General features: G+C 72.3%; 24 protein-coding genes. 15 read left to right on the top strand and 9 right to left on the bottom strand.

What is annotated here, in order from left to right:
• Window positions 1-27: 27 nt before the first annotated feature.
• Both ACQPZ4_RS38935 and ACQPZ4_RS38930 read right to left on the bottom strand, forming a co-directional pair.
• Window positions 28-432 (bottom strand): FMN-binding protein, encoded by a 405-nt coding sequence (locus tag ACQPZ4_RS38935; protein WP_433047622.1) that lies wholly within the window; start codon window positions 430-432, stop codon window positions 28-30.
• 16 nt (window positions 433-448) lie between these two features.
• Window positions 449-1,783 carry a ferredoxin reductase family protein gene (locus ACQPZ4_RS38930; RefSeq protein ID WP_433047619.1) on the bottom strand — a complete coding sequence of 445 codons (1,335 nt, stop codon included), beginning with the start codon at window positions 1,781-1,783 and terminating at the stop codon, window positions 449-451.
• An 81-nt stretch (window positions 1,784-1,864) separates the two neighbouring features.
• Between ACQPZ4_RS38930 and ACQPZ4_RS38925 the strand changes: the two genes are divergently transcribed.
• Together ACQPZ4_RS38925 and ACQPZ4_RS38920 are read left to right on the top strand one after the other, a co-directional pair.
• Entirely contained in the window at window positions 1,865-2,359 is a 495-nt protein-coding gene (locus ACQPZ4_RS38925; RefSeq protein ID WP_433047616.1) for a DinB family protein, read from the top strand.
• A gap of 45 nt (window positions 2,360-2,404) precedes the next feature.
• Window positions 2,405-3,331: a hypothetical protein gene (locus tag ACQPZ4_RS38920; RefSeq protein WP_433047613.1), complete on the top strand. Its 927-nt coding sequence runs from the start codon at window positions 2,405-2,407 to the stop codon at window positions 3,329-3,331.
• On the opposite strand, the gene ACQPZ4_RS38915 is transcribed toward ACQPZ4_RS38920, so the two are convergent.
• From ACQPZ4_RS38915 to ACQPZ4_RS38900, 4 genes are all read right to left on the bottom strand, one after another.
• Window positions 3,303-4,070 carry an SDR family NAD(P)-dependent oxidoreductase gene (locus tag ACQPZ4_RS38915; RefSeq protein WP_433047610.1) on the bottom strand — a complete coding sequence of 256 codons (768 nt, stop codon included), beginning with the start codon at window positions 4,068-4,070 and terminating at the stop codon, window positions 3,303-3,305. The genes ACQPZ4_RS38920 and ACQPZ4_RS38915 overlap by 29 nt on opposite strands.
• A gap of 30 nt (window positions 4,071-4,100) precedes the next feature.
• Window positions 4,101-5,450 carry a condensation domain-containing protein gene (locus ACQPZ4_RS38910; protein ID WP_433047607.1) on the bottom strand — a complete coding sequence of 450 codons (1,350 nt, stop codon included), beginning with the start codon at window positions 5,448-5,450 and terminating at the stop codon, window positions 4,101-4,103.
• A gap of 418 nt (window positions 5,451-5,868) precedes the next feature.
• On the bottom strand, window positions 5,869-6,081 hold the full coding sequence (locus tag ACQPZ4_RS38905; RefSeq protein WP_433047604.1) for a DUF397 domain-containing protein: 213 nt from the start codon (window positions 6,079-6,081) through the stop codon (window positions 5,869-5,871).
• 38 nt (window positions 6,082-6,119) lie between these two features.
• Entirely contained in the window at window positions 6,120-6,971 is an 852-nt protein-coding gene (locus ACQPZ4_RS38900) for a helix-turn-helix domain-containing protein (protein WP_433047601.1), read from the bottom strand.
• Between the two features lie 196 nt (window positions 6,972-7,167).
• Between ACQPZ4_RS38900 and ACQPZ4_RS38895 the strand changes: the two genes are divergently transcribed.
• From ACQPZ4_RS38895 to ACQPZ4_RS38885, 3 genes are all read left to right on the top strand, one after another.
• Window positions 7,168-7,806 carry a GOLPH3/VPS74 family protein gene (locus ACQPZ4_RS38895; protein WP_350624973.1) on the top strand — a complete coding sequence of 213 codons (639 nt, stop codon included), beginning with the start codon at window positions 7,168-7,170 and terminating at the stop codon, window positions 7,804-7,806.
• A 39-nt stretch (window positions 7,807-7,845) separates the two neighbouring features.
• Window positions 7,846-9,372 (top strand): APC family permease, encoded by a 1,527-nt coding sequence (locus tag ACQPZ4_RS38890; RefSeq protein ID WP_433047597.1) that lies wholly within the window; start codon window positions 7,846-7,848, stop codon window positions 9,370-9,372.
• Window positions 9,373-9,438: 66 nt separating this feature from the next.
• Window positions 9,439-10,053: a GNAT family N-acetyltransferase gene (locus ACQPZ4_RS38885; protein ID WP_433047594.1), complete on the top strand. Its 615-nt coding sequence runs from the start codon at window positions 9,439-9,441 to the stop codon at window positions 10,051-10,053.
• Between the two features lie 7 nt (window positions 10,054-10,060).
• Here the strand turns inward: ACQPZ4_RS38885 and ACQPZ4_RS38880 are convergent, their stop codons facing one another.
• The gene (locus tag ACQPZ4_RS38880; protein WP_433047591.1) at window positions 10,061-10,606 is read right to left on the bottom strand and encodes a hypothetical protein; all 546 of its coding nucleotides are present in this window, start codon (window positions 10,604-10,606) and stop codon (window positions 10,061-10,063) included.
• 163 nt (window positions 10,607-10,769) lie between these two features.
• Between ACQPZ4_RS38880 and ACQPZ4_RS38875 the strand changes: the two genes are divergently transcribed.
• The 5 genes from ACQPZ4_RS38875 (at window position 10,770) to ACQPZ4_RS38855 (ending at window position 18,763) form a co-directional block, all read left to right on the top strand.
• Window positions 10,770-11,909: a type III PLP-dependent enzyme gene (locus ACQPZ4_RS38875; RefSeq protein ID WP_433047588.1), complete on the top strand. Its 1,140-nt coding sequence runs from the start codon at window positions 10,770-10,772 to the stop codon at window positions 11,907-11,909.
• Window positions 11,910-11,963: 54 nt separating this feature from the next.
• A complete protein-coding gene (locus tag ACQPZ4_RS38870; RefSeq protein ID WP_433047585.1) occupies window positions 11,964-14,375 on the top strand; it encodes a penicillin acylase family protein in 2,412 nt (803 codons plus the stop codon).
• A gap of 267 nt (window positions 14,376-14,642) precedes the next feature.
• The gene (locus ACQPZ4_RS38865; protein ID WP_433047582.1) at window positions 14,643-16,397 is read left to right on the top strand and encodes an EAL domain-containing protein; all 1,755 of its coding nucleotides are present in this window, start codon (window positions 14,643-14,645) and stop codon (window positions 16,395-16,397) included.
• Between the two features lie 54 nt (window positions 16,398-16,451).
• Window positions 16,452-17,816, top strand: coding sequence for a hypothetical protein (locus ACQPZ4_RS38860; protein ID WP_433047579.1), 1,365 nt, complete (start codon window positions 16,452-16,454; stop codon window positions 17,814-17,816).
• Window positions 17,813-18,763, top strand: a complete 951-nt coding sequence (locus ACQPZ4_RS38855; protein ID WP_433047576.1) for an ARPP-1 family domain-containing protein — start codon at window positions 17,813-17,815, stop codon at window positions 18,761-18,763. The genes ACQPZ4_RS38860 and ACQPZ4_RS38855 overlap by 4 nt, the downstream gene beginning before the upstream one ends.
• Before the next feature lie 182 nt (window positions 18,764-18,945).
• On the opposite strand, the gene otsB is transcribed toward ACQPZ4_RS38855, so the two are convergent.
• Window positions 18,946-19,773, bottom strand: a complete 828-nt coding sequence (gene otsB, locus ACQPZ4_RS38850; RefSeq protein WP_433047573.1) for a trehalose-phosphatase — start codon at window positions 19,771-19,773, stop codon at window positions 18,946-18,948.
• Window positions 19,774-19,852: 79 nt separating this feature from the next.
• Between otsB and ACQPZ4_RS38845 the strand changes: the two genes are divergently transcribed.
• Window positions 19,853-20,455, top strand: coding sequence for an SAM-dependent methyltransferase (locus ACQPZ4_RS38845; protein ID WP_433047570.1), 603 nt, complete (start codon window positions 19,853-19,855; stop codon window positions 20,453-20,455).
• A 1-nt stretch (window position 20,456) separates the two neighbouring features.
• Here the strand turns inward: ACQPZ4_RS38845 and ACQPZ4_RS38840 are convergent, their stop codons facing one another.
• Window positions 20,457-21,335 (bottom strand): diacylglycerol/lipid kinase family protein, encoded by an 879-nt coding sequence (locus ACQPZ4_RS38840; protein WP_433047567.1) that lies wholly within the window; start codon window positions 21,333-21,335, stop codon window positions 20,457-20,459.
• 75 nt (window positions 21,336-21,410) lie between these two features.
• Between ACQPZ4_RS38840 and ACQPZ4_RS38835 the strand changes: the two genes are divergently transcribed.
• The 4 genes from ACQPZ4_RS38835 to ACQPZ4_RS38820 all read left to right on the top strand — a co-directional run bounded on the left by ACQPZ4_RS38835 (window position 21,411) and on the right by ACQPZ4_RS38820 (window position 26,008).
• Window positions 21,411-22,220 (top strand): SAM-dependent methyltransferase, encoded by an 810-nt coding sequence (locus ACQPZ4_RS38835; protein WP_433047564.1) that lies wholly within the window; start codon window positions 21,411-21,413, stop codon window positions 22,218-22,220.
• 427 nt (window positions 22,221-22,647) lie between these two features.
• Entirely contained in the window at window positions 22,648-23,172 is a 525-nt protein-coding gene (locus ACQPZ4_RS38830) for a PadR family transcriptional regulator (RefSeq protein ID WP_433047561.1), read from the top strand.
• Complete coding sequence (locus ACQPZ4_RS38825) at window positions 23,169-23,855, top strand: ABC transporter ATP-binding protein (RefSeq protein ID WP_433047558.1); 687 nt, start codon at window positions 23,169-23,171, stop codon at window positions 23,853-23,855. The genes ACQPZ4_RS38830 and ACQPZ4_RS38825 overlap by 4 nt, the downstream gene beginning before the upstream one ends.
• Window positions 23,852-26,008: an FtsX-like permease family protein gene (locus tag ACQPZ4_RS38820; protein WP_433047555.1), complete on the top strand. Its 2,157-nt coding sequence runs from the start codon at window positions 23,852-23,854 to the stop codon at window positions 26,006-26,008. Before ACQPZ4_RS38825 ends, ACQPZ4_RS38820 begins: the two co-directional genes overlap by 4 nt.
• Window positions 26,009-26,039: the final 31 nt, after the last annotated feature.

Raw genomic sequence — 26,039 nt, 5'->3', positions numbered from 1 at the left:
CGGTTCCCGCAAATATCCGTCAACCCGTCATCCGAGGTCGGCGGCGTCCAGGGCGGCCTGGAGGGACTCCTTGTAGCCCTCGCTGGTCACGGTCGCGCCCGAGACCGCGTCGATGTCCGCGCTCTGGGCGGCCAGCGCCTCGGTGCGCAGCTGCGGCAGGGCGTAGGCGTTGATCTCCTGGTCGCGGCGGTTCCCCGTCGGGTACGTGAGCGCCGTGACGTCGGTGACCTTTCCACCGTCCACCGTGATGCGGACCTGCACATCACCCCAGCGGGTCGCGGCCACGGAACCGTCGAAGGTCTTGCCGGTGGCCGGGGTGGCCGCCGCGGACTGCACGGTGGCCGAGGTGGTGGCGCCCAGTGACGTTCGGTAACTGAACAGCAGCACGAGGGCGGCGACGGTCGAGGCCAGCCAGAGGATGATTCGGCGCATCAGGTCGTCTCCCCGGTCACCAGGCGAAGCGTTCGGTGTGCAGGCGGGTGACGCCGGCGTCCCGGGCCGCGCGCACCGCGGACTCGGTCCAGTCGTCGGGGCCGCAGACGTACACGTGATGGCCCGAAACCCCCGGCACGAGCGCCGTCAGCGGGGTGCCGGCGTGCGTGCGGGGCAGCCACGAGCCCTCGGCGCGCGGGCCGAGCAGCGGCACCAGCCGTACGCCCCGGTGCCGGGCCAGCCAGGCGAGCTCCTCGTGGAAGGCGAGATCCTCCGGCCTGCGGGCGCGGTAGACGAGCGTCGCCTCCCCGTTCGCGAAGGGCAGGTCCCACAGCAGGGCCAGCAGCGGCGTGACGCCGATCCCGCAGGCGAGCATGGTGACGGGGCCGCCGCGGTACGACTCGCCGGTCAGCTTGCCGTAGGGGCCCTCGATCAGCACGCGGGTGCCGGGCCGCAGCGCCGCGACCCGGGCGCTGCCGTCGCCGAGGTTCTTGACGGTGATCCGCAGCAGGCCGGAGCGGGGCGGGCCGGAGAGCGAATACGGGTGGGCCCGCGACCAGCCGGGTCCGTCGAGGAAGCGCCAGAGGAAGAACTGCCCCGCTCGTACCGGCAGCCGGTCGAGCTGTTCGCCGCGCAGCAACACCGACACCAGGCCGGGACCCTCGGCGCGCACCTCGCTGACCCGCAGGGCGTGCCGGCGGCTGCGCCACAGGGGGAGCGCGACGCGGTAGGTCAGCACGGCGCCGGCGGCCACGGCGTAGAGCGTCCACCAGTAGGCGCGCGCCGCCGCGGAGCCGATGAAGTCCGCGCCCGTCCACAGCTGGTGCGGCAGGGCCAGGCCCACGCCGAGGTACGCGTAGAGGTGCAGCAGGTGCCACGACTCGTACCGGAGCCGCCGCCTTGCCGCTTTGACCGACGTCACCGTGACCATGACCAGCGCCGCGGTGCCGGCCGCGGCCAGCAGCATGCCGGGGTAGTCGACGATCAGGCCCCACACCGACTCGTAGCCGATCATGATCAGGGCCACGTGCAGCACCATGAGGTTGAACGAGGTGAACCCGGTCCAGCGGTGCCAGCGGGCCAGCCGGTCCTGGCCGAACGCCCGCTCCACCGCCGGGATCCGGGCCAGCAGCAGCACCTGCAGCAGCATGAGGTCGGAGGCGAGCAGCCCGAACAGCCGGCCCACGGCGGTGACCGCGGTCAGCCCGCCGGCCGCGAGGTCGCCCGCGCTGCCGCCGTTGACCCACAGGCCGGCGACCACGAGCAGGCTCACCCCCGCCGCGATCCCGCCGGCGTCGGCCCACCACCAGGGCGTCTCGGCGCGGCGCAGCGGCACGGCGTCGGTAGTCATGCGCTCAACTGTTGGGGTGGTTGATGCTGGGCGGCTGTGCCGGGCCTGAAAGTTGGCTGTGAGCCGGGTACCGTCCTGCTCGTGGATCTCTGCGAGGAGTGCGGGTTCGGCTACGACGCCGTCGCGGCCGGTGACGTCCCCGGGCGGCTGGGCGAGTTCGCGCCCCGTTTCGCCGGCGCGCTCGCCGGCGTCAGTGACATCCGGGCCCGGCCCGCGCCGGACGTGTGGTCGCCGCTGGAGTACACCTGCCACGTCCGCGACGTGCTGCGCGTCCAGGGCGAGCGGCTCGACCTCGCGCTGCGCGCCGACGCGCCCGAGTTCGCGCCGATGGGGCGGGACGAGCTCGTGATCACGGCGGCGTACAACCGCCAGGACCCCGCGGCCGTGCTCGCCGCCCTCGGCTCGGCCGCCGGCCTGCTCGCCACCGCCTTCGCCGCGCTGAGCCCCGGCCAGCTCGACCGGATCGGCCTCTACCCGTGGCCGGAGCCCGTCCCGCGCACGCTGCTCTGGCTCGGCCGCCACACCGTCCACGAGGGCGAGCATCACCTCATGGACATCAACCGTCAAGCGGCATAGACCGGTCTCAGTCCCGTCACAGCGCCGCCCGGCCAGGATGAGGCCATGCAACGGATCGCGGGGTGGACGGCCGTCGGGGCGGCGCTGGTGTACATCGGGGTGAAGGTCCTCTGGATCGCCGGCAGCGATGCCGGGGTGCGCGACCTGCACGGCACGACGCGGGCGGCCTGGGTCGCCGACAACGTGGTCACCGGGCTGCTCGGGGTGGCCGCGGCGGCCGTGGCGCTGGCCGCGTTCCGGCCGTGGGGGCGGCGGCTGCCGGCCTGGCTCGTCGTCGGGCCGATGTGGATCGGCGGCGGGCTGCTGGCCCCGCTGGTCGTGCTGCTGCCGGTCCTCGCGGTCATGCTGCTGTTCGGCTGGTACCGGCTTCCGCCCGTCGATCACACCGAGCCCGAACTGGCACCGTGGGTCTTCGTGGTCGTCTACGGCAGCTTCGTGGTCCTCGGCGTCGCGCTGATCGTGGCCCTGCTCGGCTACGCCCGGGAGCGCTTCGGCGCCGTCCTGCGCGAGCGGGCGCCGGCCGTGAGCCCGACCCGGGCCGCGCAGCTCCCGCTCGCCTGGTTCGGCGCGCTGCTCGCGCTGGGCCTGGCCGGGCTGCGGCTGGTGTGGGCGGCCGGGCCCGGGTCCCGCGACGCGTGGATGCGGCTCACCGATGCGATGACCGCTCTCCAGGCCGTGGCGGCCGCGGCCGGGCTGCTCGCGATCGTGCACGGGTGGGCGCCCCGCCGGCCCTTCGCCGTGCCGCTGCTGGCGGCCTGGCTCGGGGCCGGCGGACTGCTCGCCGCGGGTGCGCTGAGCATGCCGGGCATCCTCAGCGGCGACGGGTGGGCGGAGCGGGGGCTGAGCTTTCCGCAGTACGCCGGCGTCACGTTCCTCGGCTTCGTCGCGGGTGGGCTGATCACGGTCGTGACCGCGTTCGCCGCCGCCGAGCGCGGGGGCGCCGTCAGCTGGGGAACATCCCCGTCGCGTTGATCCAGGTGCCGGTCAGGCCGGCCGCCGCCGGGGAGGCCAGGAACACGATCGTCGCGGCGACGTCGGCCAGGCGGGGCGAGCGGCCCAGCATCCGTGCCCCGTCGAGGGCGGCGTGGATGCCCGCCACCGCCTGCTCGTCGATGGCCGCGTTCACGGCCTGCAGCTTCTCCACGGTGAGGGTCTCCAGCAGGCCCGCCACCCAGATGCCCATCGCTCGTACCCCCTGTGGCCCCAGTTCCAGCGCCAGGCTGCGGATGTACGTGTCGAGGGCCGCGTCCGCCGGGCAGGTGCTGCCCATCATCGGGCTGGGGTGGGCCGAGCCGCTGTCCAGGGCCAGGATCAGCCCCTCGCCCTGGGCGACCATCCGGCGCGCGGCGGCGCGGGCGGTGATGTGGTTGCCGCGCAGGCCGTTGGTCACGGCCCGGGTCAGGTCCTCGGTGCTCATCTCGAGCAGCGGGATGCCCTGCACGTCGCCGCGCGGGACGAGGTTCAGGGAGACGTCGATGCGCCCGACGCTCGCCGCGTGGGCCTCGACCGCGGCCTCGTCGAACGCGTCGACGACCGCCGGCTCCGCCTTGCCGCCCTGCTCCCGGATGCGCGCGGCGAGCGCCTCGAGCGTCTCCGCCGTGCGGCCGCACAGGTGGACGGTGGCGCCGTCGGCCGCGAAGGCCTGCGCGACCGCGCTGCCGATGCCGCCCGCGGCGCCGTAGATGACCACGTTCTTCGCTGTGTTGTTCATGGCCGGTCTAACGCCGGGCCGCGCGCGAACTCATCGGTGTCCGGCGGAAGTTTTTTCGAGCGCGAGCGCCTGGGTCACGACGAGGTCCTCGATGCCGAAGAGGATCCGCTCCATGTCGGGGCGCGGGAGCACGGCGGCGTCGGCGGTCATGGCCAGCTCCAGGCTGCCGGGGGCGTCCTGGGCGTCGAGGGCGAACGTGGTGTTGCGCCGCGGGGCGTGCTCGACCGGCCAGCTCAGCGTGGTCCGCGCGAGGGCCTCGGCGAGCGGCTCGTCGGGCGCCCGGCCGTACCCGTCGATCGGAATCAGGCCGCGCGTGTCGTTGACGAAGCAGGAGTGGTCGGCGGGCGCGACGAGGCCGGCGAGGTCGCGGGCGAGGGCGAGCTTGTCGTAGTACGCGTGCCGCTGGGCCGACAGCGCCGCCCCGAACGTGCGCCGGACCAGGCCGGGGAAGTCCTCGGCGGGGTCCGGCAGGAGCAGCAGCCCCTCCTGGGCGATCGTGTTCACCGCGCCCGCCATGCCCGGCAGGAACCGGTTGTTGACCACGACCTGGAAGAGCGCCTCGGGGGCGGAGCCGAGCCGGGCCGCCGCGCCCGCCGCCGCGGCGAGCAGGACGGCGCCCTGGTTCACCTCCAGCCCGGCGGCGACCCGCTCCAGGGCCAGCGCGAGGGCGGGGGAGTTGAGCACGGCGTTGGGGAAGGCCGCGGCCGGCGGGCGGCCGGCCCGGTCCGGGAACTGGCTCGCCGGGCCGCGGCCGAGCTTGTCCAGCCAGGCCCGGCGGGCGGCGGCGTCGCGCCGGCGGCCCTTGTCGGAGGTCTGGTACGCCGCCTCCTCGAGGGGCTGGGTCCGCTCGTCCGCGCTCAGCGGGCGCCCGGCGGCGAGGGCGGCGGCGTCGGCGAGCAGGTTGCGCAGGCCCCAGCCGTCGGAGGCGGTGTGCGAGAGGGAGAGGATGAGGTACCCGGCGCGCCCGCCCGCCGTCACGACCCCGGCCCGCACCGGCAGCTCCCGCTCGGCGTCGAACGGGATGGCCTGCAGCTCGTGGTAGAAGGCATAGGCGGTCGCGGTGACGTCGTCCGGCGAGCACGAGCGCACGTGCAGGTCGATCGCGCCGCCGGCGTGCACCACCTGCTCGAGGCGGTCGCCGTCCCACCGCAGGGTCGTGCGCAGCGAGTCGTGCCGCAGCAGCAGCGCGCGCACGAGCCCGGCGAGTTCGTCCAGGGGCAGCGGAGGGTCCAGCGGCAGCCCGCCGCTGACGTTGTACCGCGCGGCATCGTCCCCGAGCCGGCGCACCACGTCCCAGATCGCGCTCTGCCCCCAGGTGGCCGGCCCCGTTCCGGAACGTCCCTCGGCGAACGCGATCTGCTCCACGCGGTGCAGTCTCACGGATCGATGCGACGGTTGTCGACGCCCGGCCCGCCGCCATATACCGTCCGTCGAGTCATCGGATCCGGTGACTCGTCGGTAGACGCGCGTGTATGTCCCGATTGGCGCAGGTCACCCGCGCTTTTCGGTAGATCGATCGGGATCGGTGGATCAGGCCCGCTCTCGGCGGTTCTTACCCTGAGCGACCTGGGCGGGGCCGGTTGGGTAGAAATCGCAGATGCTGCGAAACGGCGTGGTTTGCAACCGCCAAGATAAGCAATAGCATCGACTGCGTCCGATTGCTGAGGACCGATGCTGGACGCATCGGCCCCCCGCAACGCGCCGTCAGGCGTTTCATCGGGTCGAACACGGCACGACGAAGTGCCCTTGCACAATTCAGCGACGGTGTCGGTAGCACTGGCGCTGATTTAGCACGTCGTTAGTGGGCGGAATCGAAGCGGCCTAGCTTCGTGCCGTCCACGAACGACGTCCAATCGCTGGCCGTAAATGTTAAAACGGGCCCGGCGGAATTCTTGCTGTCACGGACGCCAATACTTGTTCCGGCGACTGCGACTTCCACACAATTGGCGCCGCCATTGCCGTTGCTTCGGCTGCTCTTATGCCAGGCGGAGTGACGAAAATCATTAGCCATACATGGCACACCTCCTTTCCCCGAAGACTCCTCAGCCCTCAGAGGTCGTCGAGCAGGCTCTGGATCATGCCGGCCGACTCCTCCGGCGTGAGTGCTCTGGTGCTGAGGCGCTCGAATTCGACCCGGTAACGCTTGACCTCTGCAGGCTGCTCCTCGTAGTAGTCCCCGGCAAGTCCTTCGAGGTAAACGACGTCAAGATGAGCGACGTCTGGGAACTCCAGCAGTGCCACCGAACCGCCGAGGAACTTGTGTTCACCCGCGGAGTACGGCAGCACCTGCAGGGTCACGTTGCTACGACGCCCGGCCTCGATGAGCCGTTCCCATTGTTCGCCCATGACCTCCGGGCCGCCGATCATCCGGCGCACCACGGACTCGTCCACGATCGCCCACAGGGTCAGCGGCGAGGGCCCGGACAGCCGCCGCTGCCTGGTGATACGCAGCTGGATGCGGCGCTCGTTGGCCGACTGCGGGTCGTGGCTGCGGCCGCTGCCGATGAGCGCGCGCATGTAGGGCTCGCTCTGCAGCAGCCCGGGCAGCACGATGGGCTCCCAGACCTTCGCCGATGAGGCGTCGGCCTCCATCCCGACGAAGTTGCCGGGCCGCATGACGTCCTTGTAGTCGGTCCACCAGCCGCGCTGGCGGGCCAGCCGGGCCAGGGTCATGAGGGCGTCGCGGTACTCGCTGTCGGCCACGCCGTACAGCGTCAGCAGGTCGTTGACGTCCCGCGGGGTGACGGGAACCCGCGCGTTCTCGATGCGCGTGACCTTCGCACTGTGCCATTCGAACTGGCGGGAGACGGCCTCCTGGGTGAAGCCCGCCTCCTCCCGGCACTTCTTCAACTCGGCGGCAAGTCGACGACGGCGCAGCGTGGGCCCCTCGTCGACAGTCACCGAAACCTCCTCGGGCGTTCTCGCGGTGTCTGTCTCCACGGCTGTGATCCTATGCAATTTGGCGTTGACCGATACTAGGAGTCTAGTACTCGTTGCACTACGCGCAGTGCTTGGTACATGATGCTGGGGACGTCGAGGATGAACCTTTATTCATTCATGATCTCCTTTTGCCTAGTGCCGGGGAGCGTGATTCGCCGTGCTTGCCAACAGCTACTACCTCATTGCCCACGACGATCGGACCGGACGTTCCCGGCTGCACCCCAGGGCGACCGGCCTCGGGCTCGCGGCGGGGCTGCTCGGCGAGCTCATGCTCTTCGGACGCCTCCGCGCGATGACCGGGGACCTGTACGTCGTCAGCCACGAACCACCGGGTGACTCCCTCTCCCATACGCTGCTGGACCTGCTCGTGGCCCAGCCGCAGCACAAGGAGATCCGCACCTGGCTCGCCTATCTCTCCCAGGACGCCGCCGACCAGGTCGGTGAGCGGCTGCTGCGGGCCGGCGTGGTCGAGCCGGTGACCAAGCGGAAGCTGCTCAGCGCCCAGACCCTCTACATGCCCGTGAGCCCCGACCAGCGCAACGCGGCGGCGTGGGAGTCCATCCGCCTCGCCGAGGCGCTGGGCCGGCGCCGGTCGATGAACCTCTCCGACCGGGTGCTGGTCGCGCTGGTCGTGGCGACCGGGCTCACGCGGTACGTGTTCTTCAGCCCCCAGCAGCAGCGCGACTGCATGCAGGCCATGCCCGGGATCTTGAGCTCGCTCCCGGACGACCTCGTGCAGCTCGTGCAGTACACCGAGGCCGCGGTCGGCTCCGCGCTCGCCGCCGGTCGTCGCTGACCCCCCAGCGCACGTCCCGCTCAAGGAGAGACGAAGACTATGGCGCGTACCACCCTGACCGGGCCCGACATCGTCGCGCGCGGGCTGGCCAACAACCGGCTCGGCGTGCCGTCGGTGGTGTTCTTCGGCGTCGCGGGCGCCGCACCCCTGACGGTGATCCTGGGCTCGATCTCGACGATCTACGCCGTCGTCGGCAACACCGCCGTCCCCCTCGTGTACTTCGTGGCCGCCCTCATCCTGTCCCTGTTCACCGTCGGCTTCGTGGCCATGAGCCGGCACATCGTCAACTCCGGCGCCTTCTACAGCTACATCAGCCACGGGCTGGGCCGCATGATCGGCGTCGCGGCGGCGTTCATCGCGCTGCCCGCCTACGCCGCCATGCAGATCGGCCTGCTCGGCCTGTTCGGGGTGGTCGCCTCGAGCATCCTGGCGGCCAGCGGCATCCAGGCCAGCTGGTTCGTGTGCGCGCTCGTGGGCTGGTTCCTGGTGGCGATCCTCGGCGTGCTCTGGGTCGACCTCAGCGGCAAGGTCCTCGCCGTGCTGCTCACCGTCGAGATCGTGATCGTGCTGATCTACGACTTCGTGATGCTGGCCCACCCGCACGGCGGCAAGGTCGACTTCGGCCCGCTCAACCCGCAGCAGCTGGCGACGCCCGAGGTGATCGCGATGCTCGTCCTCGCGGTCGCCGGCTTCGTGGGCTTCGAGGCCACCGTCGTGCTCTCCGAGGAGGCCAAGGACCCGAAGAAGACCATCGGCCGGGCCACCCACTGGGCGGTGTTCCTGCCCGGCGTCCTCTGCGGCGTCTCCGCGTTCGCCATGTCCACCAACGCCGGCGACATCGTGGGCGCCGCGCGGGCCGACACCACCAACCTGGTGTTCAACCTCGTCACGCCCTACGTGCCGCTCGCGCTGGTCAACATCGGCTACATCCTGTTCCTCACCAGCGTGTTCGCCGCGATGCTGGCGTTCCACACGTCGGTCACCCGCTACCAGTTCGCCCTCGGCCGCGAGCGCGTCCTCCCGCGCATCTACGGCTCCGCGCACCCGCGCACCGGCGCCCCCATCGCCGGCTCGCTGACCCAGAGCGCGCTGGCGCTGGGCGTCCTCATCGTGTACTTCGTGACGCACACCGACCCGCTCGTCCACCTGTTCGCGTGGATGACGGTCGCGGGCGGCCTCGGCGTGCTGATCCTCATGTGGGCCACGTCGGCGGCGGTCGTCGGCTTCTTCCTGCGCGACCGGCGCCGGGAGAACGTCTGGCGGGCCCGCCTCGCCCCGCTGCTCGCGTTCCTGCTGCTCAGCTTCGTGCTCCTGGCGACCATCGTCGGCCTGGGCGACCTGCTGCAGGTGCCCGACGACTCGCCGTTCAACTGGCTCTTCTCCACCATCTACGCGCTCTGCGCCCTCTTCGGCATCGGCTGGGCCGCGATCATGCGCGGCTCGCGCCCGGACGCCTACGCCGGCATCGGCCGCGGCACCGAGGGGTTCGTGGCGGCGGAGAGCGTCTTCGGCCGGCCCACGAGGCCGCACCGTGTCACCGCAGACGTCGCACACCATGCGGCCTGAACCGGCTCCGTCCACCGGACGTTTTCCTAGACAAGAGCCCGCGCGGCTCGTTCGGGAGAGGATCACATGACGCACGCCATTCAGGACGTTGTCCTCCGCGACATCGACCCGGTGACCCCCGAGGAGGTCACCGAGGTGCTCGTCGCGGCGATGGCCGACGGCGCGGTCGCGCGCTGGCTGATGCCCGAGGACGCGCTGCGGCGCGAGTCCAGCCCGGAGTACTTCGCGATCTTCGCCGAGCACGCCCTGCGCCACGGGGAGGTCTACGCCAGCGTCGACCCGATCGACGGCAAGCTCTCCGGCGTCGCGCTGTGGTTCCCGCTGACCCGGGCGATCCCGGCGCCGGTGGACTACGACAGCCGGCTCAAGGACGTGACCGGCTCCGCCTTCGACCGCATCTGCGAGCTCGACGCGGCGCTGGAGGCCAGGCACCCGCTCGGGCCGCACCACTACCTGGCGTTCATCGCGGTGCGGCCCGATCGGCAGAACCTCGGCATCGGCAGCTCGCTGCTGGCCCGGCACCACGCCAGGCTGGACCGCGCCGGCCTCCCGGCCTACCTGGAGGCCAACGATCCGCGCAACCGCGAGCTGTACCTGCGCCACGGCTACGAGAGCCGGCCCCCGGTCCTGCTGCCGGATGGCCCGCCGGTCTGGCCGATGTGGCGGGAACCCTTGCTGTAGAAGGGGTCTAGATCGAAGGGAACTCGTAGAGCCAGTACTGCTGCTCGTCGATCCGCTGCGCTTTGACGTCACCCGAGAGGCGGTGCAGCATCAGGCGGACGACGCGGGCCATGTGCCGAACCTCGTCGGTGCGGTTGCAGAAGTCCAGGGCGATGAGCCCGTTCTGCGCCGACGCGGTCTGGTACATGGCGGTGACGAGCTCGCCGAAGGCGGTGGCCGCCCGGGCGTCGGCCTGGGTGGCCACGAAGCCGCAGTACCAGATGCGCTGCTCGGCGTAGTGCACCGGCCAGCGGCGCTCGAAGTACGGCGGGGAGATGAGCGGCACCGCCGTCAGGTCGTTGGTGTAGATCGATGCTCCACGCACCGTGTCGTCATCGTCGAGACACAGGTACTTGTGGACCCTGGGATCGTCCATCACGTCGTCGAACTCGTGCCGGTACATCAAGTGGCGCTGGACGGCCAGCGCGTTGAGCTCGGCGAAGGCCTCCGAGTAGAGTTTCCACGCCTCTTCTCGCAGCTCGCCCTGCACGAGATCGACAATCTTGACGTTCATGTCGAGCACTCCGATCGCCGTCGGCCGGGCACGTGGTTTGCCCCGTTCACCTGGAGTCGATCAACAATTTTCGATCGATGGTGCATTGAGAGTAGTCCAACTGTCACCGAGTGCAATATGGTGCTGCGTAGATACGACGCCATCTGCGATCTCGGGAGGGTCCATGGACCGCCTCGATGCCTTCCCGACACCCCCTGAGCTGGTCATCGACCTGGATCGGGTGGCCGCCGCGTACCGTGAATTCATCTCCGCGTTGCCGGGCGTGGCGGTGCACTACGCGATGAAATGCAACCCGCACCCCGAGATCCTCGGGCTGCTGCACGCGCTGGGCGGCCGGTTCGAGATCGCCTCCGCGGCCGAGCTCGACGCGCTGCTCGCCATCGGCGCCGACCCGGCCCAGGTGCTGTCGAGCAACCCGGTCAAGCCGCTGCCGCACATCGCCCGGCAGCACGCGGCCGGCGTGTGGCGCTACTCCTTCGACTCCGAGGACGAGCTGGACAAGCTCGCCGTGGCCGCGCCCGGGGCCGCCGTCGTGGTGCGGCTGGCCGCGCACCAGATCCGCAGCGGCGTGCCGAGCGAGGGCAAGTTCGGCGTCGACGCCGACCACGCCGTGACGCTCATGCTGGCCGCGCGCGAGCGGGGGCTGCGGCCGTACGGCGCGGCCTTCCACGTGGGCTCCCAGATGCTGCTGCCGCACGCGTGGCGCGCGCCGCTGCGGGCCGTCGGGTACCTGATGTCCAAATTGGCGGCCGAAGATGTCTTCTTGCAAATGGTGAACCTCGGCGGCGGATTTCCCGCGCGGTACACCGGAAAAATCCCGCCGATGGCGGACTATGGTGCGGTGATCGGCGCCGCATTGGCCGATCTTCCATATCCCGTGGCCGCCGTCTGCGAGCCCGGGCGGGCGCTCGTGGCCGAGGCCGGGACGCTGCACACGACCGTGATCGGCACCGCCGTGCGCGGCGGGCGGCGCTGGGCGCACCTCGACGTGGGCGCCTTCAACGGCCTGATGGAGAGCCTGGAAACCGGCAATGAGCTGCGATTTCCCGTCGCCGACAGCCGGGCCGGGGCGGCCCGCGACCGGTTCCACCTGACCGGGCCGACGTGTGACAGCCAGGACACCATCATGTTCGACGTCGAGCTCTCGGCCGACCTGCGGGCCGGCGACCGGGTGACCCTCGGCGGCACCGGAGCATATACCACAGTCTATGCATCAAGATTCAACGGTTTCGATGCACCAATGATCCGTTGTGTGACTGGTGTGGCCATTGAAACCAGTGATGACGCTGCGTACTGTGGTTGACGCGCTCCGTTTCCATCCGTCCTGCGGTCTTTCCCCTGGTCCCACGGAGGAATAGTGTCCGGAACCCGCCGGGTCGCCACCGCGCTTGCCGCCGCGGCGCTCTTATCCACCACCGTCGTCGCCGCCACCGCCGGATCGGCCTCCGCGGCCGCCGATGCGGTCGCCGCCGGCGGATACGCCGCCGTCATCAAGCGCACCTCCTACGGGGTGCCCCACATCACCGCCTCGAACCTGGGCTCGGTCGCCTTCGGGCAGGCCTGGGCCTACGCCGAGGACCGCTTCTGCGACCTCGCCGACCAGGTCGTCAAGGTGCGCAGCGAGCGCTCCCGCTACTTCGGGCCGGGCCCGGACAACGCCAACCTCGCCACCGACTTCGCCTACGCCAACCTCGGCGTCATGGACAAGGCGGCCGCGCAGGCGGCCACGATGACCGGCGACACCCGCGACATGGTCAACGGCTTCGTGCGCGGGTACAACGCCTTCCTGGCCACCAAGGGCGCAAGCCGCGTGCCGGGCTGGTGCGCCGGTCAGCCGTGGGTCAAGCCGATGTCCGCGGTGGACCTGCTCGCGTACGACCGCGACATCGCCCTGCTGGCCAGCGGCGGCGCGCTGCTGGCCCCGATCGCGGCCGCGGCGCCCCCGTCGGCCGCCGCCCTGGCCGTGTCCAAGCAGCAGGTCAAGGACGACTTCGCCCAGCTGACCGAGCAGAGCCGGGCGGTGTCGAGCAACGGCTGGGCCCTCGGCGCCGACAAGTCGCAGAGCGGCAAGGGCATGCTCATCGGCAACCCGCACTTCCCGTGGGAGGGCGAGCTGCGCTTCTGGGAGTCGCACCTGACGGTGGGCAGCAGCCTCAACGTCTACGGCGCGAGCCTCGGCGGCCTGCCCGGCGTGCAGATCGGCTTCACCGACAAGGTCGCGTGGACGCACACGGTCGCGGCCGGCGCCCGCTACACGTTCTACTCGGTGAACCTGGTGCCGGGGCAGCCCACGAAGTACACCGTGGACGGCACCCCGGAGGCGATGACCGGCAAGCCGGTGACGCTGAAGGTCAAGCAGCCCAACGGTTCGCTGGCCGACGTGACGCGCACGATGTACTCGACGCGGTACGGCCCGGTGCTCGACCTCTCGGCGATCGACCCCTCGCTGGGCTGGAACGAGTTCTCCGCGATCACCTACCGCGACGCGAACATCGACAACGACAAGCTCATCCCGACCTGGCTGGCCATGGCCCGCGCGAGCGACACCAACGGCCTGAAGAACGCCATCGCGGCCAACCAGGGCATCCCGTGGGTGAACACGATCGCCACCGACTCGTCCGGCAACGCGTTCTACACCGACTCCTCGCCGACGCCGAACCTCTCGCCGGCCTCGATCGCGGAGTGGGCGAGCAACCCGCTCGGCCTGCTCGACGGCAGCAACAGCGCCAACGCCTGGGTCAACGCGCCCGGCGCCCGCTCGCCGGGGCTGGTGCCGTTCGCCCGGCAGCCGCAGCTGACCCGCCGCGACTACGTCTTCAACTCCAACGACAGCCACTGGGTGCCCAACGCCAACCAGTTCCTGACCGGCTTCACGCCGCTGCAGGGCCCGGAGGGCACGCCGCTGACGGTCCGCTCGCGGCAGAACGTCAAGCTCATCAACAGCCAGCCCAAGTTCGACCTGGCCGGGCTGGGCACGACGATCCTGTCCGGGGATACCTACACGGCCGCCCAGCTGGCCGCCTACACGGTCTCCTCCTGCCAGGCCCGCGGCCACACGCCCGTGGTCGTGGACGGCACCGCGGTCGACATCAGCGCCGGGTGCAGCGTCCTCGCCTCCTGGGACAAGCAGTTCGAGCTCGCCAGCCGGGGCGCGGTGCTCTGGCGGGAGACCGTCGGCGCCGTCGTCGCGGCCAACCCCGAGGCCGACCCGCTGAACCAGGCCGGCCCGCTGTTCGGGGTGCCGTTCAACCCGGCCGACCCGACCCGCACCCCGCGCGGCGCCCCCGCCTCGCCCGACGCCCTGCTGCAGGGCCTGGCCCGCGGCATGCAGCGGATGCGCGCCGTGGGGCTGGCGCTGAACGTGCCGATGTCGCAGGTGCAGTACACCGTGAAGAACGGCCAGAAGATCCCGGTCCCCGGCTCCACGGAGAACATCGGCATCGCCAACATGGCGCAGTACCAGGTGATGCCGGGTTCCTCGCTCGAGCCGTTCATGGACCCGGGCACCTTCGTGCCGGGCAGCGACCTGACCGACAAGGGCTACGTCGTGAACTACGGGACGAGCTTCCTGCTCACGCTGGCCTACACCAGCAGCGGCCCGTCGGCGAAGTGCATCCTCACCTACTCCGAGTCCGGGGACCGCAACTCGCCGCAATACACGGACCAGACCCTGTTGTACTCCCAGAAGCGCCTCCGTGACTGCTCGTACTCGACGGCGGCGATCAACGCCGACACGAAGTCGGTCGAGGTGATCGCCGCGACCGCCTGACCCGCCCGCACTCCGGCCGCGGCCAGGGATACTTCCCGGGGTCGCGGCCGGTTTGTGCGCCGGCTGCGTGTTGCGTCCGCGCGACCTCGCTCGATGTATCAGGTGTGACCCACCCCTGAGCTGCGTGGCTGGTTCGGCACTGGATCAGGGACTAGGGTGTCGTGGGGAGCGGGGCACACGGTGGTGTCGAGCCGGGAGGTTGGCATGCAGGCCCAAGACCGGCCGAGCGTCCCTCCCGCGCCTACCGCACCCTCACCCTCCGTGTCCATGCCGGCACCCACGCCGCTGCGGCCGTCCTCGTTCCGCTCGCGGGTCAGCCGGTCCCTCGCCTCCCGCAACGTGCTGCGCGGCCGGGGTGCGCCGGCGCCGAGCGGCATCGGGCCCGACGACGACACGGTCGAGGTCACGCCGCTCAGCCTGCTGGAGGACCAGACGGTCGCGATCGTGTCGCGGGCGGCCGTCATGAAGCTCGCCGGCCTGGCGCCCGCCCAGCCCCTCGACGCCGACGCTTCGCCGGGCCGCGGCCGTGGTGCTGACGCGGTGCCAGGCCGTGGCTTCGGTGCCGGGACTTCGCCGGGCGGCGGCCTCGATCGCGGGACTTCGCCGCGCGGCGGCCTCGATGTCGGGACTTCGCCGGGCCGTGGCATCGATGTCGGGACTTCGCCGGGCCGCGGTCTGGATGCCGGGGCCGATACCTGGACCATCGAGCGGGTGCTGGCCGAGCGGGCCGTCGAGCCATTGTTCCAGCCGATCGTCGAGCTCACGGACCTGCGGCCGGTCGGGGTCGAGGCGCTCGCCCGGGGGCCGATCGGGTCCGGGTTGTGGCGGGCGCGGGACCTCTTCGCCGCGGCGGTCGCGGCCGGGCGGCTGGCCGAGCTCGACACGCTGTGCGCCGAGCGGGCGCTGGAGGCCGCCCGGGCGGCCGGGTCGCCGCCGCCGCTCGTGTTCGTCAACGCCGAGCCGGCCGTCATCGACCAGCCGCTGTCGGCGCGGCTGCGGGAACTCATGGCCGCGTCGCCGTTCCGGATCGTGCTGGAGTACACCGAGCGCGCCCTGTCGGCCCATCCGGCGGGGCTGTTGCAGCTGGCGGCGGCGGTACAGGCGCAGGGGCACTGTCTTGCCCTCGACGACGTGGGCGCGGACCCGATGTCGCTGGCGTTCCTGCCGCTGCTCGAGCCGGAGGTCGTCAAGCTCGACCTGCAGCTGCTGCGGGCCCCGCACGCGCCGCGGACCGTGGAGGTGGTGGCCGCGGTGAACGCGGTGGCCGAGCGGACCGGGGCGCTGATCGTGGCCGAGGGCATCGAGACGCTGGAGGACCTCGCCAACGCGCGGGCGCTCGGGGCGCACTGGGGCCAGGGCCTGTACTTCGGCGGACCCGGGCCGCTTGCCGACGTGGCGCCGTTCGTCCCGGCGTCCGGGCGGCCGGCGCGGCCTGAGGGCGATCGTGGTCCGCTTGCCGGCGTGGCGCCGTTCGTCCCGGCGTCCGGGCGGCCGGCGCGGCCTGAGGGCGGTCGCGGTCCGCTTGCCGGCGTGGCGCCGTTCGTGTCGGCGCCCGGGTCGCACGCGCTGCGGGAGTCGCGGCCCGACGTGCATCTGCCGGCGGGTACGCCGTTCGCGGCGGCCGAGGCGCGCGGGAAGGTGCGGGCGGCGAACCCCGAGGCGTTCGCGGCGCACCTCGAGCACGTGATGCGGCGGGCCGGGAGCGGGGCCGTGGTGCTCGCCTCCTGCACCGACGCCGTCACTGCCCGGTCGTGGCTGCCCTCGCTGACCGGGCTGGCCGATCGGGCCGCGTTCGTCGGGCTGGTGGCGCCGCTGCATCCGGCGGCGGTCGGGCCCGGGGTGCGGTTCGCCGAGGGGCCGGGGGCCGCGGTCGAGGAGTGCGCGTTCGTGGTGGTGGCGCCGCGGTACACGGCGGCGGTGTGCGGGCGCGGGTCGCACCGTGCGATGGAGTTCGCGCACACCGAGGACGGCGCGCTGGTGGCCGAGATGGCCCGGATGATCCTGCAGCGCCTGCCGCGCTGACGCACATCGAAATCCGCTGGGTCCATCGATTTTCGCGGGCCTATCGTCCGTGGCGTGACCGACATCTTCGTGCATCACCTGCGGCGCCACGACGGGGTGCTGCGCGTGCCCCGCGCGGGTGCCGTCGTCTGGGATGACGAGGACCTGCACGCGGCCGCGTACCGGCGCGATCCCGTTGCCTATGCGCTGTCCGCGCTCGGGCCCGGCATCCACAGTGGACAGCGGGCGCGGGTGCTGCTGCGGCTGCTGACCGCGTCCTGGGCCGGGCTGGAGCCCGGGCCGCGCGAGACGCTGAACCGGGTCGCCCGGGTGCTCGCGCTCGGGCTGGCGCCGGCCGACGTGCTCACCGTGCTGCTCGCGGCCCGGCGGCGGCGCGCCAACCACAAGCACGTCACCCGGGTCGCGCTCGCGGTGCTGTTCGAGCACCCGCGCGCGGCCGAGATCGTGGGTGCCCGGCGCGGACTGGCCGTGGACTGCTTCGAGCACGCGCTGGGCAAGGCCACCGCCCGGGGACGGTACGCGGCCCTGACCGCGGCCGACGTTCCCGCGACGGCCGACGCCGCCGCCGACGTTCCGGCCACGGCCCGCGGACCCCGAGCGGCGAGCGGCACGGCTGGTGATGCGGGCCGTGGCGTGGGCGGCCACTTCGGACTGTCCACTTTGGCCGCGCTCTACGAGCCGTCCAGTGTGGACGTCGCGCTGCCGGGGGCATTGCTCGACTTCGAGCTCGCGGGGGAGCGGCCCGGCACCGTGACCGCGACCAACCGTGGCGACCTCGCCGCCACGCTCGTGCACCTCTATCGGGGCGGGCCGGCCGGGGAGCTGCTCGCGGCGGCCGACGGCTACGCGCGGGCGATCACCGACGGGATGCCGCGGTACGACGGGCGGATCGCGCTCGTGGTCGACCAGTCGGCGTCGATGCGCGGGTACGGCACCCGGGAGTGGGCCGTGCTCTCGCAGGTCGCCGCGCTGCGCATGGTGCTGGAGCGGGTCGCGCCCGGGCTGGTGGTCGTCGAGGCCGGCGGCGTGGACGGGCGGCCGGGTGGCGCCACCGACCTGGCCTCCGCGGTGCTCGACGCCGCCGAGACCGGGCCCGATGTCATCGCGGTGGCGTCCGACGGGTACGAGAACGTGTACCCGGGCGACCTCGCCCGCGTCGCCGCGGCGCTGCCCGGGGCCGGGATCGCCGCGCCGGTCGTGTTCTGCCAGGCCGCGTTCGGCCGGGCCGACGACCTCGCGCTGCGCCGGGCCGCCGGCGGGCTGCCGCTGCGCACGTTCTGGCACTCCGGCGACCTGGCCGGCCTGGTGCTCTGGATGCTGTCCCAGGTGGACGGTCCGGAGGCGGGCCGCTGGGTCGGGCTGGAACTGCGGCGCCGCCTCGCCGCACTGGAAACCGCATTGGAAGGTGTACCGCGATGAGCGAGCTCGTCATGCTCCCGCGCGCGATCGACGTGGCCGGCTACCGGCTCGGCACGCCGCAGCAGGCCGGCGCGCTGACCATGGTGCCCGTGTTCGGCCCGTCGTACCCGGGCATCGTGGCGCCGCGGCGCGGGTTGAAGCTCGGCCGGGTCGTCACGTACGGCCAGGTCGAGCTGGCCAACCCGGCGTCCTCAGGCGTCGCGATCGTGCCGCTGCACGTGGGCTACATCCAGGACGCGGCGCAGAACCACGCGCTGTGCCGGTCGGCGTTCATCGGGGCCGGGCAGACGCTGCGCTTCGACGACGCGTGCTGCGTGCAGGAGTCGCAGGGCGGGTACCTCGCCGGCCGCGACGACCAGTGGTTCTTCGTGCTGCCGGTCGAGTTGCGGGCGGCGGCGCTGCGGCTGCGGACCCAGAGCCAGTACAGCAAGCTCTGGAACGACATCGCCGCGTTCAACCGGGGCCACGGGTTGCCGGCGCGGGGCCACCTCGAGCAGGTGCTGACGCGGCAGCGGGCGGGGCTCACGCAGTACCGGAGCAGGCTTGAGCTTCTTGATGAGCAGCTCGGAGCGCTGTTCTTCGTCGGGGACCGGCTGGCCGGGGTGGAGCTCGCGCCCGACCCGGAGTATTTCGAGGACGTGTGGGCCGCGCTGGTGTGCTTCGCCTACGGTCCGGCGGCGTGGTTCCGCGATGCGCCGGCGGATGAAGGCCGGCCGCTGCGTGCGGACAGCCTCGCCGGGCTGCGGGCCGAGCTCGCGGCGCGGCGGGGGAGCGTCGCCGACGAGGTGAGCGCCTGGCTGGCGGCCGCGGACTGGCAGCCGGGGGAGCCGGTGGAGGAGGAGCGGTACCTCGGCCTGCGGCTGTCCACGGTGGACAGTGGCGCGGTCGCGGGGCAGTTCGTCACCGACGGGTCGCGGCTGGTCTATGCCTCGCTGTTCGCGGCGTAAATGCTTTGACCGCAACGGGTTCGGGGCGGTGTACTGAGGACCTGCGGGACTGAGTCAGGCTCGGCGACAGCCCCTCCGATTCCACATCGGGGTACGACAGATATCGCAACAGCAGCGGTAATGACTGCTCAAATGTCGCCACGGCGCTGGCCGCCGACCCGCACCTACTTGAGGCGCTCGACTTACTTGAGGCGCTCGTTGAGGCTCTCGACGAACGCCAGCACGCCCGGCGGGCCGTCCACGATGAGGTCGGCCCGCTCGGCGAGGCGCGGGACCTCGTCGGACCCACTGCACACCTTGAGCCCGGCGACGCCCGTCTCCCGGAGCCGCTCGACCGCGTCGAAGGCGGCCAGGTCGCCGAGGTCGTCGCCGAAGTACGCGACCGCGCGCGCCGCGTGCCCGGCCACGATCGCCTCCAGCGCGTGACCCTTGTCGATGCCCGGCGGCCGCAGCTCCAGCACCATCCGGCCCGGCTCGACGGCCAGCCCGTGCCGCCCGGCCAGCTCGGCCAGGGGCTCGCGGAGCGCGGCGAACGCCTCCTGCGGCGCGTCGGCCCGGCGGGTGTGCACGGCCACCGACATCGCCTTGTCCTCGATGGACACGCCGGCGAATCCGGACGCCGCCAGCAGCGCCGGCAGCTGCGCGCGGGCCGCGGCGACCCCGGCCGGCACCGGCTCCGAGGCGACCGTGCGGGTGGCCCAGTCCCAGCGCTGCATGCCGTACACGCCGAAGATCGAGAAGTGCTCGAGCGCGGCCAGATCGCCCAGGTCCCCCAGGCGCAGCACGTCGGCGACGGGCCGTCCGGTGATGATCGACACCGACCCCACCAGCTCCGCGAGGCGGCCCAGCGCGGCGACGACGCCCGGGTAGGGGCGGGACAGCCCGGGGTCGGCCACGATCGGCGAGAGCACGCCGTCGAAGTCGAACGCGAGCGACGCCTCCTGCGGGCGGTCCAGGATCGCAGCGAGCCCGGCGGCGCCGGCCTCCGTTTCGGGGGTCCTCAGCACCATACTTTGCAGGCTACCGGACCACGGGAGCTGGCAACCGGCCAGACGGCACACGTCACACATCACCACGGAGGAGTTCGCGATGGGTTCAGCGGCGAGTCACTGGGTGCGCTGGCACGACGACTACGACCGGCCCGGCTCGTTCCTGGCCGAGCGGTTGCGGCTGGTGACCGGGCACGTGGCCGCCGCGATCGCCGCGCGGCCGGCCGGACCGATCCGGCTCGTCAGCATGTGCGCTGGTCAGGGGCGGGACGTGGCCGGGGCGCTGGAGGGGCATCCGCGGCGCGGGGACGTGGTCGGGCGGCTGGTCGAGCTCGACCCGGCCAACGTCGCGTCCGCGCGGGAGCGGCTCGCGGGCAGCGGGCTCGAGGTCGTGGAGGGCGATGCCGGGACGGCCGCGGCGTACGCCGGGTTCCTGCCCGCCGACGTGCTGCTCGTCTGTGGCGTGTTCGGGAACGTGTCCGAGCGGGACATTCGCCGTACCGTATCCGCGCTTCCCGGCATGTGCCTGCCCGGCGCGCGGGTCATCTGGACGCGGCACCGGCGCTCCGGCGACGTCACGCCGGCGATCCGCGGCTGGTTCGCCGAGGCGGGCTTCCGGGAGGTGGCGTTCGACGCGCCGGTGGACATGGAGATCGGGGTCGGCGTGCACGAGCTCGCCGAGCCCCTGTTCACGTTCGTCTAGGTCACTTTTGTTTCGGTACCGCGATGGTCACCGCCTGGGGGACCGCCTCGGCCTCCAGGCGCTTGACCCGTTTGCGGGCGCCGCCGTCGAGTTCGAGCAGGACGGGTTCGGCGAACTCGGCGTACACCTTGCGGGCGCTGCCCATGCGCACGAACCGTGAGCGATCGGTGCGGCCGGTGGCCATGGTGCCGATCGTGCGCGCCCACTGCAGCGCGCCGCGGGCCGTGGTCACGCCCACCTCGAGCCGGCCGTCGAACGGGCTGGCGTCGTCGAAGGCCTTGATGCCGCCGGAGATCCGGCCGATGTTGCCCAGCAGCAGGCAGGTCGAGGGGCCCTCGAACCAGGGCTGGTCGTCCAGGTGCACGATCGTGTGCACCGGGGCGTCCCCCACGTGCCGCAGTGCGGTGCGCCAGTAGGCGAACCGCCCGGCCCGCCGCTTCAGGTGCTGGTCGGCGTCCTCGATCATCGCCGCGTCGAAGCCGGCCCCCGCCATCACGGCGAAGTGCTCGCCCTCGATCTTGCCGAGGTCGTACCGCCGGCGCTCGCCCCGCAGCCCCACGTCCACCGCCGCGCGGACGTCGCGGGGGATGCGCAGCGCGGTGGCGAACAGGTTCGCGGTGCCGGCCGGGATGATCGCGATCGTCACGCCGGTGCCCGCGACGGCGTCCACGCAGCGCTGGACCATCCCGTCGCCGCCCCACACGAACAGCAGATCCGCGCCGGATTCGACCGCTTTGCGGACCTTCTTGGGAGCTTTTTTGCTCTTGGGTACCTCATGCCAGCCGAACTCGCCGACGCCCGCCCGCTCCAGCTCGCGCCGCAACTGGTCCAGGCCGCCGCCGAGCGTCTTCTTCCGGTGTGCCACCACCGCAACCCTCACGGCGCGAGCGTACCCATACCCCTGCCCGTCGGCGCGTTGACGAATCTGTGGCGTCGGTGACTACGATGAGCCTTGATGGACACTGCGGACGACGCCCGGGCGCGCATCGACACCTCGGTCGCGCATCCGGCCCGGCGGTACAACTACTGGCTGGGCGGCAAGGACCACTTCGCCGCCGACCGCGCGTCCGGCGACGCGATCGCGGCGGCCATGCCGGGCGTCAAGCTCATGGCGGTGGAGAACCGCGCGTTCATGGGCCGGGCCGTGCGATGGCTGGCCGACCAGGGCATCCGGCAGTTCCTCGACATCGGCACGGGCATCCCGGCGCCGAACAACACCCACGAGATCGCGCAGGCGGTCGATCCGTCCAGCCGCGTCGTGTACGTGGACAACGACCCGATCGTCCTCACCCACGCGCGCGCCCTGCTGACCAGCGGGCCCGGCGGCCGGAACGCGTACATCGACGGGGATCTGCGGGATCCGGCTTCCATCCTGGGCAACGCCGACCTCGCGGGGACGCTGGACCTGTCCCGGCCCGTCGCGTTGCTGCTGGTGGCGGTGCTGCACTTCATTCGCGAGGACGAGCATCCGCAGGAGATCATCGACAAGCTGACGGGGGCGCTGGCTCCTGGGAGCTTCCTGGTGGCCTCGCATGCCACGTGGGAGTACCTGCCTGCCGAGGCCATCGCGGCGCTTACCGCGAACAATGCGGACGGGCGGTTCCAGGCTCGGACCGGGGCTCGGTTCGCGGAGCTGCTGTCCGGGTTCGAGCTGGTGCCGCCGGGGGTCGCGTCGGTGGCGTACTGGCATGCCGATGACGTTCCTGGGCCTCGGCCTTCGGCTGAAGAGGTGGCCTGCTTCGGCGCGGTCGCTCGCGTCCGGTAGGTCGCGGCCTGCGGTTCGCGGCTTTGCCGCTGCTTGTTGACGCGCGCCTCGGGACGCGCTTGTGGGAAGGCTCGACTCGCGTGACACGCCGCGGGCCGGGGGGTGGCCTGCGTTCGGCTCGACTCGCGTGACACGCCGCGGGCCGGGGGTGGCCTCCATTTGGCTCGACCCGCGTGACACGCCCGGGCCGTGGGGTGGCCTCCGTGCGGCTCGGCCCGCGTGACACGCCCGGCGGCGGGGGTGGCCGCTGTCCGTTCGGCTCGGCCCGCGTGACACGCCCGACCGCGGGTGGCCTCCATCTGGACAAATCCGATTTATCGCTCGTCGGGCGAAAAATGCGATAAGTCGCGGCGCGTCAGCGCCCGACTTATCGACTATCACCCCGAGGTATATACCGGGTGTATATCCGCGGTGTATGGTCAGCGGCATGAGCGTTCCTCTCACGCTGCTGGGCCTGCTCGAGCGCGAGCCCAGCCACGGCTACGACCTCAAGCGCGACTACGACACGTTCTTCGGCCGCGGCCGGCCGCTGCCGTTCGGGCAGGTGTACTCGACCCTGGGCCGGCTCGCCCGCGACGGGAAGGTCGTGATCAGCGAGGTCGAGGCGGGGGAGGGGCCGGAGCGCAAGCGGTACGTGATCACCGAGCTCGGGGCGACCGAGGTCGACGCCTGGCTGGCCCAGCCCGTCGAGCCCGAGCCGCACCTGCAGACGGTGCTGTTCTCCAAGGTGATGCTGTCGCTGATGCTGGACCGGCCGGCCGGGGAGTACCTCGACATGCAGCGCGCCGCCCACCTGGCCCGGATGCGCGAGCTGCACGACATCAAGAAGGGCGACGACCTCATCGAGGCGATGCTGGCCGATCACGGGCTGTTCCACCTCGAGGCCGACCTGCGCTGGATCGAGCTCACCGTCGCCCGCCTCGACCACCTGGCCGGGCTGGTGCGCAGATGAGCATCCTGATCGAGGCCCGCGATGTCGTACTGTCCTTCGGCGAGACCCCGGCCCTGCGCGGCGCGACGTTCGAGGCGGAGCCGGGCGAGATCGTCGCCGTCATGGGCCCGTCCGGCTCGGGCAAGACGACCCTCCTGCACTGCCTGGCCGGGATTCTCGTCCCGGACGGCGGCGAGGTCCGCTTCGACGGCCGGCGCATCGATCGGCTCGGCGAGCACGAGCGCAGCACCCTGCGCCGGGAGCGATTCGGGTTCGTGTTTCAGTTCGGGCAGCTGGTACCCGAGCTGACCGTCGAGGAGAACGTCGCGCTGCCCCTGCTGCTCGGCGGCGCGCGGCGCGGCGAGGCCCTGCGCGCGGCGCGCGGCTGGCTGGAGCGGCTCGGGCTGGCCGGGATGGAGCTCCGCCGGTCGGGCGAGCTGTCCGGCGGGCAGGCCCAGCGGGTCGCGCTCGCCCGGGGCATGATCAACCGGCCGCGGGTGCTGTTCGCCGACGAGCCGACGGGATCGCTCGACTCGCTCACCGGCGAGCAGGTCATGGACCTCATGGTGGCGGCGGCGCGGGAGCACGGTACGACGGTCGTGCTCGTCACCCACGAGCCCCGGGTCGCCGTCTACGCCGACCGCGAGGTCATCGTCCGCGACGGGCGCGTGCACGCCCTGACCGCCGGGCGGGGGCGGTCGTGATCCGGCTCGGGCTGCGCCTCGCGCTCGCCAACGGGCGGGAGGCACTGCTGCGGTTCGTGCTCATCGCGGTGGCCGTCGCGCTCGGCACCGGGCTGCTGCTCGCCACCGTGGCCGGCGTCCTGGCGGTCGACAAGCAGCTGAGCCGGGGCGCGTGGATGCGCGGCGCGCCGGCCGCCGGGGCACCCGCGGCCGATCCGGTCGTCTGGGCCAACCGCGAGGACTTCTTCGCCGGCACCTCCATCTGGCGGATCGACGTCGGGCTCAAGGGCGACCATCCGCCGGCCGTGCCCGGTGTCGCGCGGCTGCCCGCACCCGGCGAGTACTACGTCACCCAGGCGCTGCACGACCTCATCGCCACCCATCCGGCCGACGAGCTCGGGGCACGCTTCCCGGGGCGGGAGGCGGGGATCATCGGCAGCGGCGCGGTACCGTCGCCGGATTCTCTTGTGATCGTCGTCGGGCGCACCCCCGCCGAGGCCGCCGCGATCCCCCGCGCGCACGAGCTCACCGCGGTCTCCAACGAGCCGCTCGCGATTCCGGCCGCGGCCATGGACCTGGTCCTGTCCGTCATCGCTGGCGGGTTGCTCTTTCCCCTGCTCGTCTTCATCGGTACCGCGACCCGCCTCTCCGCCACCCGCCGGGAACAGCGGTTCGCGGCGATGCGACTCATCGGGGCCACGCCGCGCCAGGTGACCCAGCTCGCCGCGGTCGAGTCGGGCGCCGCGGCCGTGGTCGGCACCATCGCCGGGTTCGCGCTGTTCCCGGCGCTGCGCTCGGCGATGGCGGCGGTACCGCTGACCACCGAGCGGTTCTTCCCCGGCGACATCTCGCCCGGGCCGGTGATCGCCGTGCTCATCGCGCTCGGCGTCCCGCTCGGTGCCGTCGCCGCGGCCGCGTTCGCCATGCGCCAGGTGCGCATCTCCCCGCTCGGCGTCGTGCGCCAGGTGACCCCGAAGCCGCCGCGCGCCTGGCGGCTGATCCCACTGGTCGCCGGCCTGCTCGAGCTCGCGTACTTCATCGGCCGCCGCCCCGAGACGTCCAGCGGCCAGACGGCGGCGTTCCTGCCCGGCTTCCTGCTCGTCATGGTCGGTCTCGTCATCGCCGGCCCGTGGCTGACGATGGTCGGCGCCCGCCTGCTGGCCCGCCGCGCCCGCCGGCTGCCCGCCCTGGTCGCCGCCCGCCGCCTGGCCGACAACCCGCAGGCCGCGTTCCGAGCCGTCAGCGGCGTGATGCTCGCCCTGTTCGTGGTGAGCGTCGCGACGGGCGTCATCGGCACCATGAACGACGAGCGCGGCGTGCACTACGGCGAGCTCGCCTCGGTCACGCTGGTGCAGTTCGCGGCCGAGGACGGCCTCGCGCTCGAGCTGCCCGCGGTCAAGGGCGTGACGTTCGCCGTCGCCCTGCCCAGAAATCCCGACGAGAGCATGGGCTCCCCGTCCAACCTCATCGCGTGCGCCGAGCTGGCCCGGATCCCGCAGTACGGCCGGTGCGCACCCGGCGCGCAGTACGCCCAGATCTGGGGGAACCTCGTCGGCTTCGACCGGGTCCGCTCGGGCGTCGGCGCGGCCACGGTCTGGCCCACCGCCCCGGTCACCGCCGACCAGGTGGCCACCCTGCCGGTGGACACGTTCGTCGTCGGCCTCGACGGGGACCCCGCCACCACCGAACGGGCGCGCACGGCGATGGTGCTGGCCTTCCCGGAGTACGAGGTCCCGGCCCTGACCGACGTCGAGCGCGGCACCAACTCACGCACCCAGATGGCCCTCTTCCAGCGCCTGGCCGACGTGATCATGCTCTTCAGCCTGCCGATCGCGGGCTGCAGCCTGGCCGTGAGCGTCGCGGCGGGCCTGGCCGACCGCAAGCGTCCGTTCAGCCTGCTGCGCCTGACCGGGGTACCGCTGCGCATGCTCCGCCGCGTCATCGCCCTGGAGTCGGCGGTACCGCTGCTGGCGGTCGCCGTCCTCGCCGCCGCCACCGGCTTCGGCGCGGCCCAGCTGTTCCTGCGCGCCCAGATGGACTACACCCTGACGGCGCCGGGCTGGCCGTACTACGCGCTGACGGTGCTGGGTCTGGCGATGTCGCTGGCCATCATCGCCTCGACGCTGCCGCTGCTGTCCCGCATGACCGGTCCGGAGACCGCGCGCAACGAGTGACGCGGAATGCAACGTCTTTCGGGCGGAAATC

The sequence above is a fragment of the Dactylosporangium sp. CS-033363 genome, from assembly GCF_050942475.1.
Lineage (GTDB): Bacteria > Actinomycetota > Actinomycetes > Mycobacteriales > Micromonosporaceae > Dactylosporangium.
This window is presented reverse-complemented; position numbering and strand designations above follow the sequence as displayed.

Excerpts from the sequence above, each read along its gene's own strand:
- ACQPZ4_RS38935 (WP_433047622.1), bottom strand. The coding sequence starts at position 432 with ATGCGCCGAATCATCCTCTGGCTGGCCTCGACCGTCGCCGCCCTCGTG.
- ACQPZ4_RS38930 (WP_433047619.1), bottom strand. The coding sequence starts at position 1,783 with ATGACTACCGACGCCGTGCCGCTGCGCCGCGCCGAGACGCCCTGGTGG.
- ACQPZ4_RS38920 (WP_433047613.1), top strand. The coding sequence starts at position 2,405 with ATGCAACGGATCGCGGGGTGGACGGCCGTCGGGGCGGCGCTGGTGTAC.
- ACQPZ4_RS38915 (WP_433047610.1), bottom strand. The coding sequence starts at position 4,070 with ATGAACAACACAGCGAAGAACGTGGTCATCTACGGCGCCGCGGGCGGC.
- ACQPZ4_RS38905 (WP_433047604.1), bottom strand. The coding sequence starts at position 6,081 with ATGGCTAATGATTTTCGTCACTCCGCCTGGCATAAGAGCAGCCGAAGC.
- ACQPZ4_RS38890 (WP_433047597.1), top strand. The coding sequence starts at position 7,846 with ATGGCGCGTACCACCCTGACCGGGCCCGACATCGTCGCGCGCGGGCTG.
- ACQPZ4_RS38885 (WP_433047594.1), top strand. The coding sequence starts at position 9,439 with ATGACGCACGCCATTCAGGACGTTGTCCTCCGCGACATCGACCCGGTG.
- ACQPZ4_RS38880 (WP_433047591.1), bottom strand. The coding sequence starts at position 10,606 with ATGAACGTCAAGATTGTCGATCTCGTGCAGGGCGAGCTGCGAGAAGAG.
- ACQPZ4_RS38875 (WP_433047588.1), top strand. The coding sequence starts at position 10,770 with ATGGACCGCCTCGATGCCTTCCCGACACCCCCTGAGCTGGTCATCGAC.
- ACQPZ4_RS38865 (WP_433047582.1), top strand. The coding sequence starts at position 14,643 with ATGCCGGCACCCACGCCGCTGCGGCCGTCCTCGTTCCGCTCGCGGGTC.
- ACQPZ4_RS38855 (WP_433047576.1), top strand. The coding sequence starts at position 17,813 with ATGAGCGAGCTCGTCATGCTCCCGCGCGCGATCGACGTGGCCGGCTAC.
- otsB (WP_433047573.1), bottom strand. The coding sequence starts at position 19,773 with ATGGTGCTGAGGACCCCCGAAACGGAGGCCGGCGCCGCCGGGCTCGCT.
- ACQPZ4_RS38845 (WP_433047570.1), top strand. The coding sequence starts at position 19,853 with ATGGGTTCAGCGGCGAGTCACTGGGTGCGCTGGCACGACGACTACGAC.
- ACQPZ4_RS38835 (WP_433047564.1), top strand. The coding sequence starts at position 21,411 with ATGGACACTGCGGACGACGCCCGGGCGCGCATCGACACCTCGGTCGCG.
- ACQPZ4_RS38830 (WP_433047561.1), top strand. The coding sequence starts at position 22,648 with ATGAGCGTTCCTCTCACGCTGCTGGGCCTGCTCGAGCGCGAGCCCAGC.
- ACQPZ4_RS38825 (WP_433047558.1), top strand. The coding sequence starts at position 23,169 with ATGAGCATCCTGATCGAGGCCCGCGATGTCGTACTGTCCTTCGGCGAG.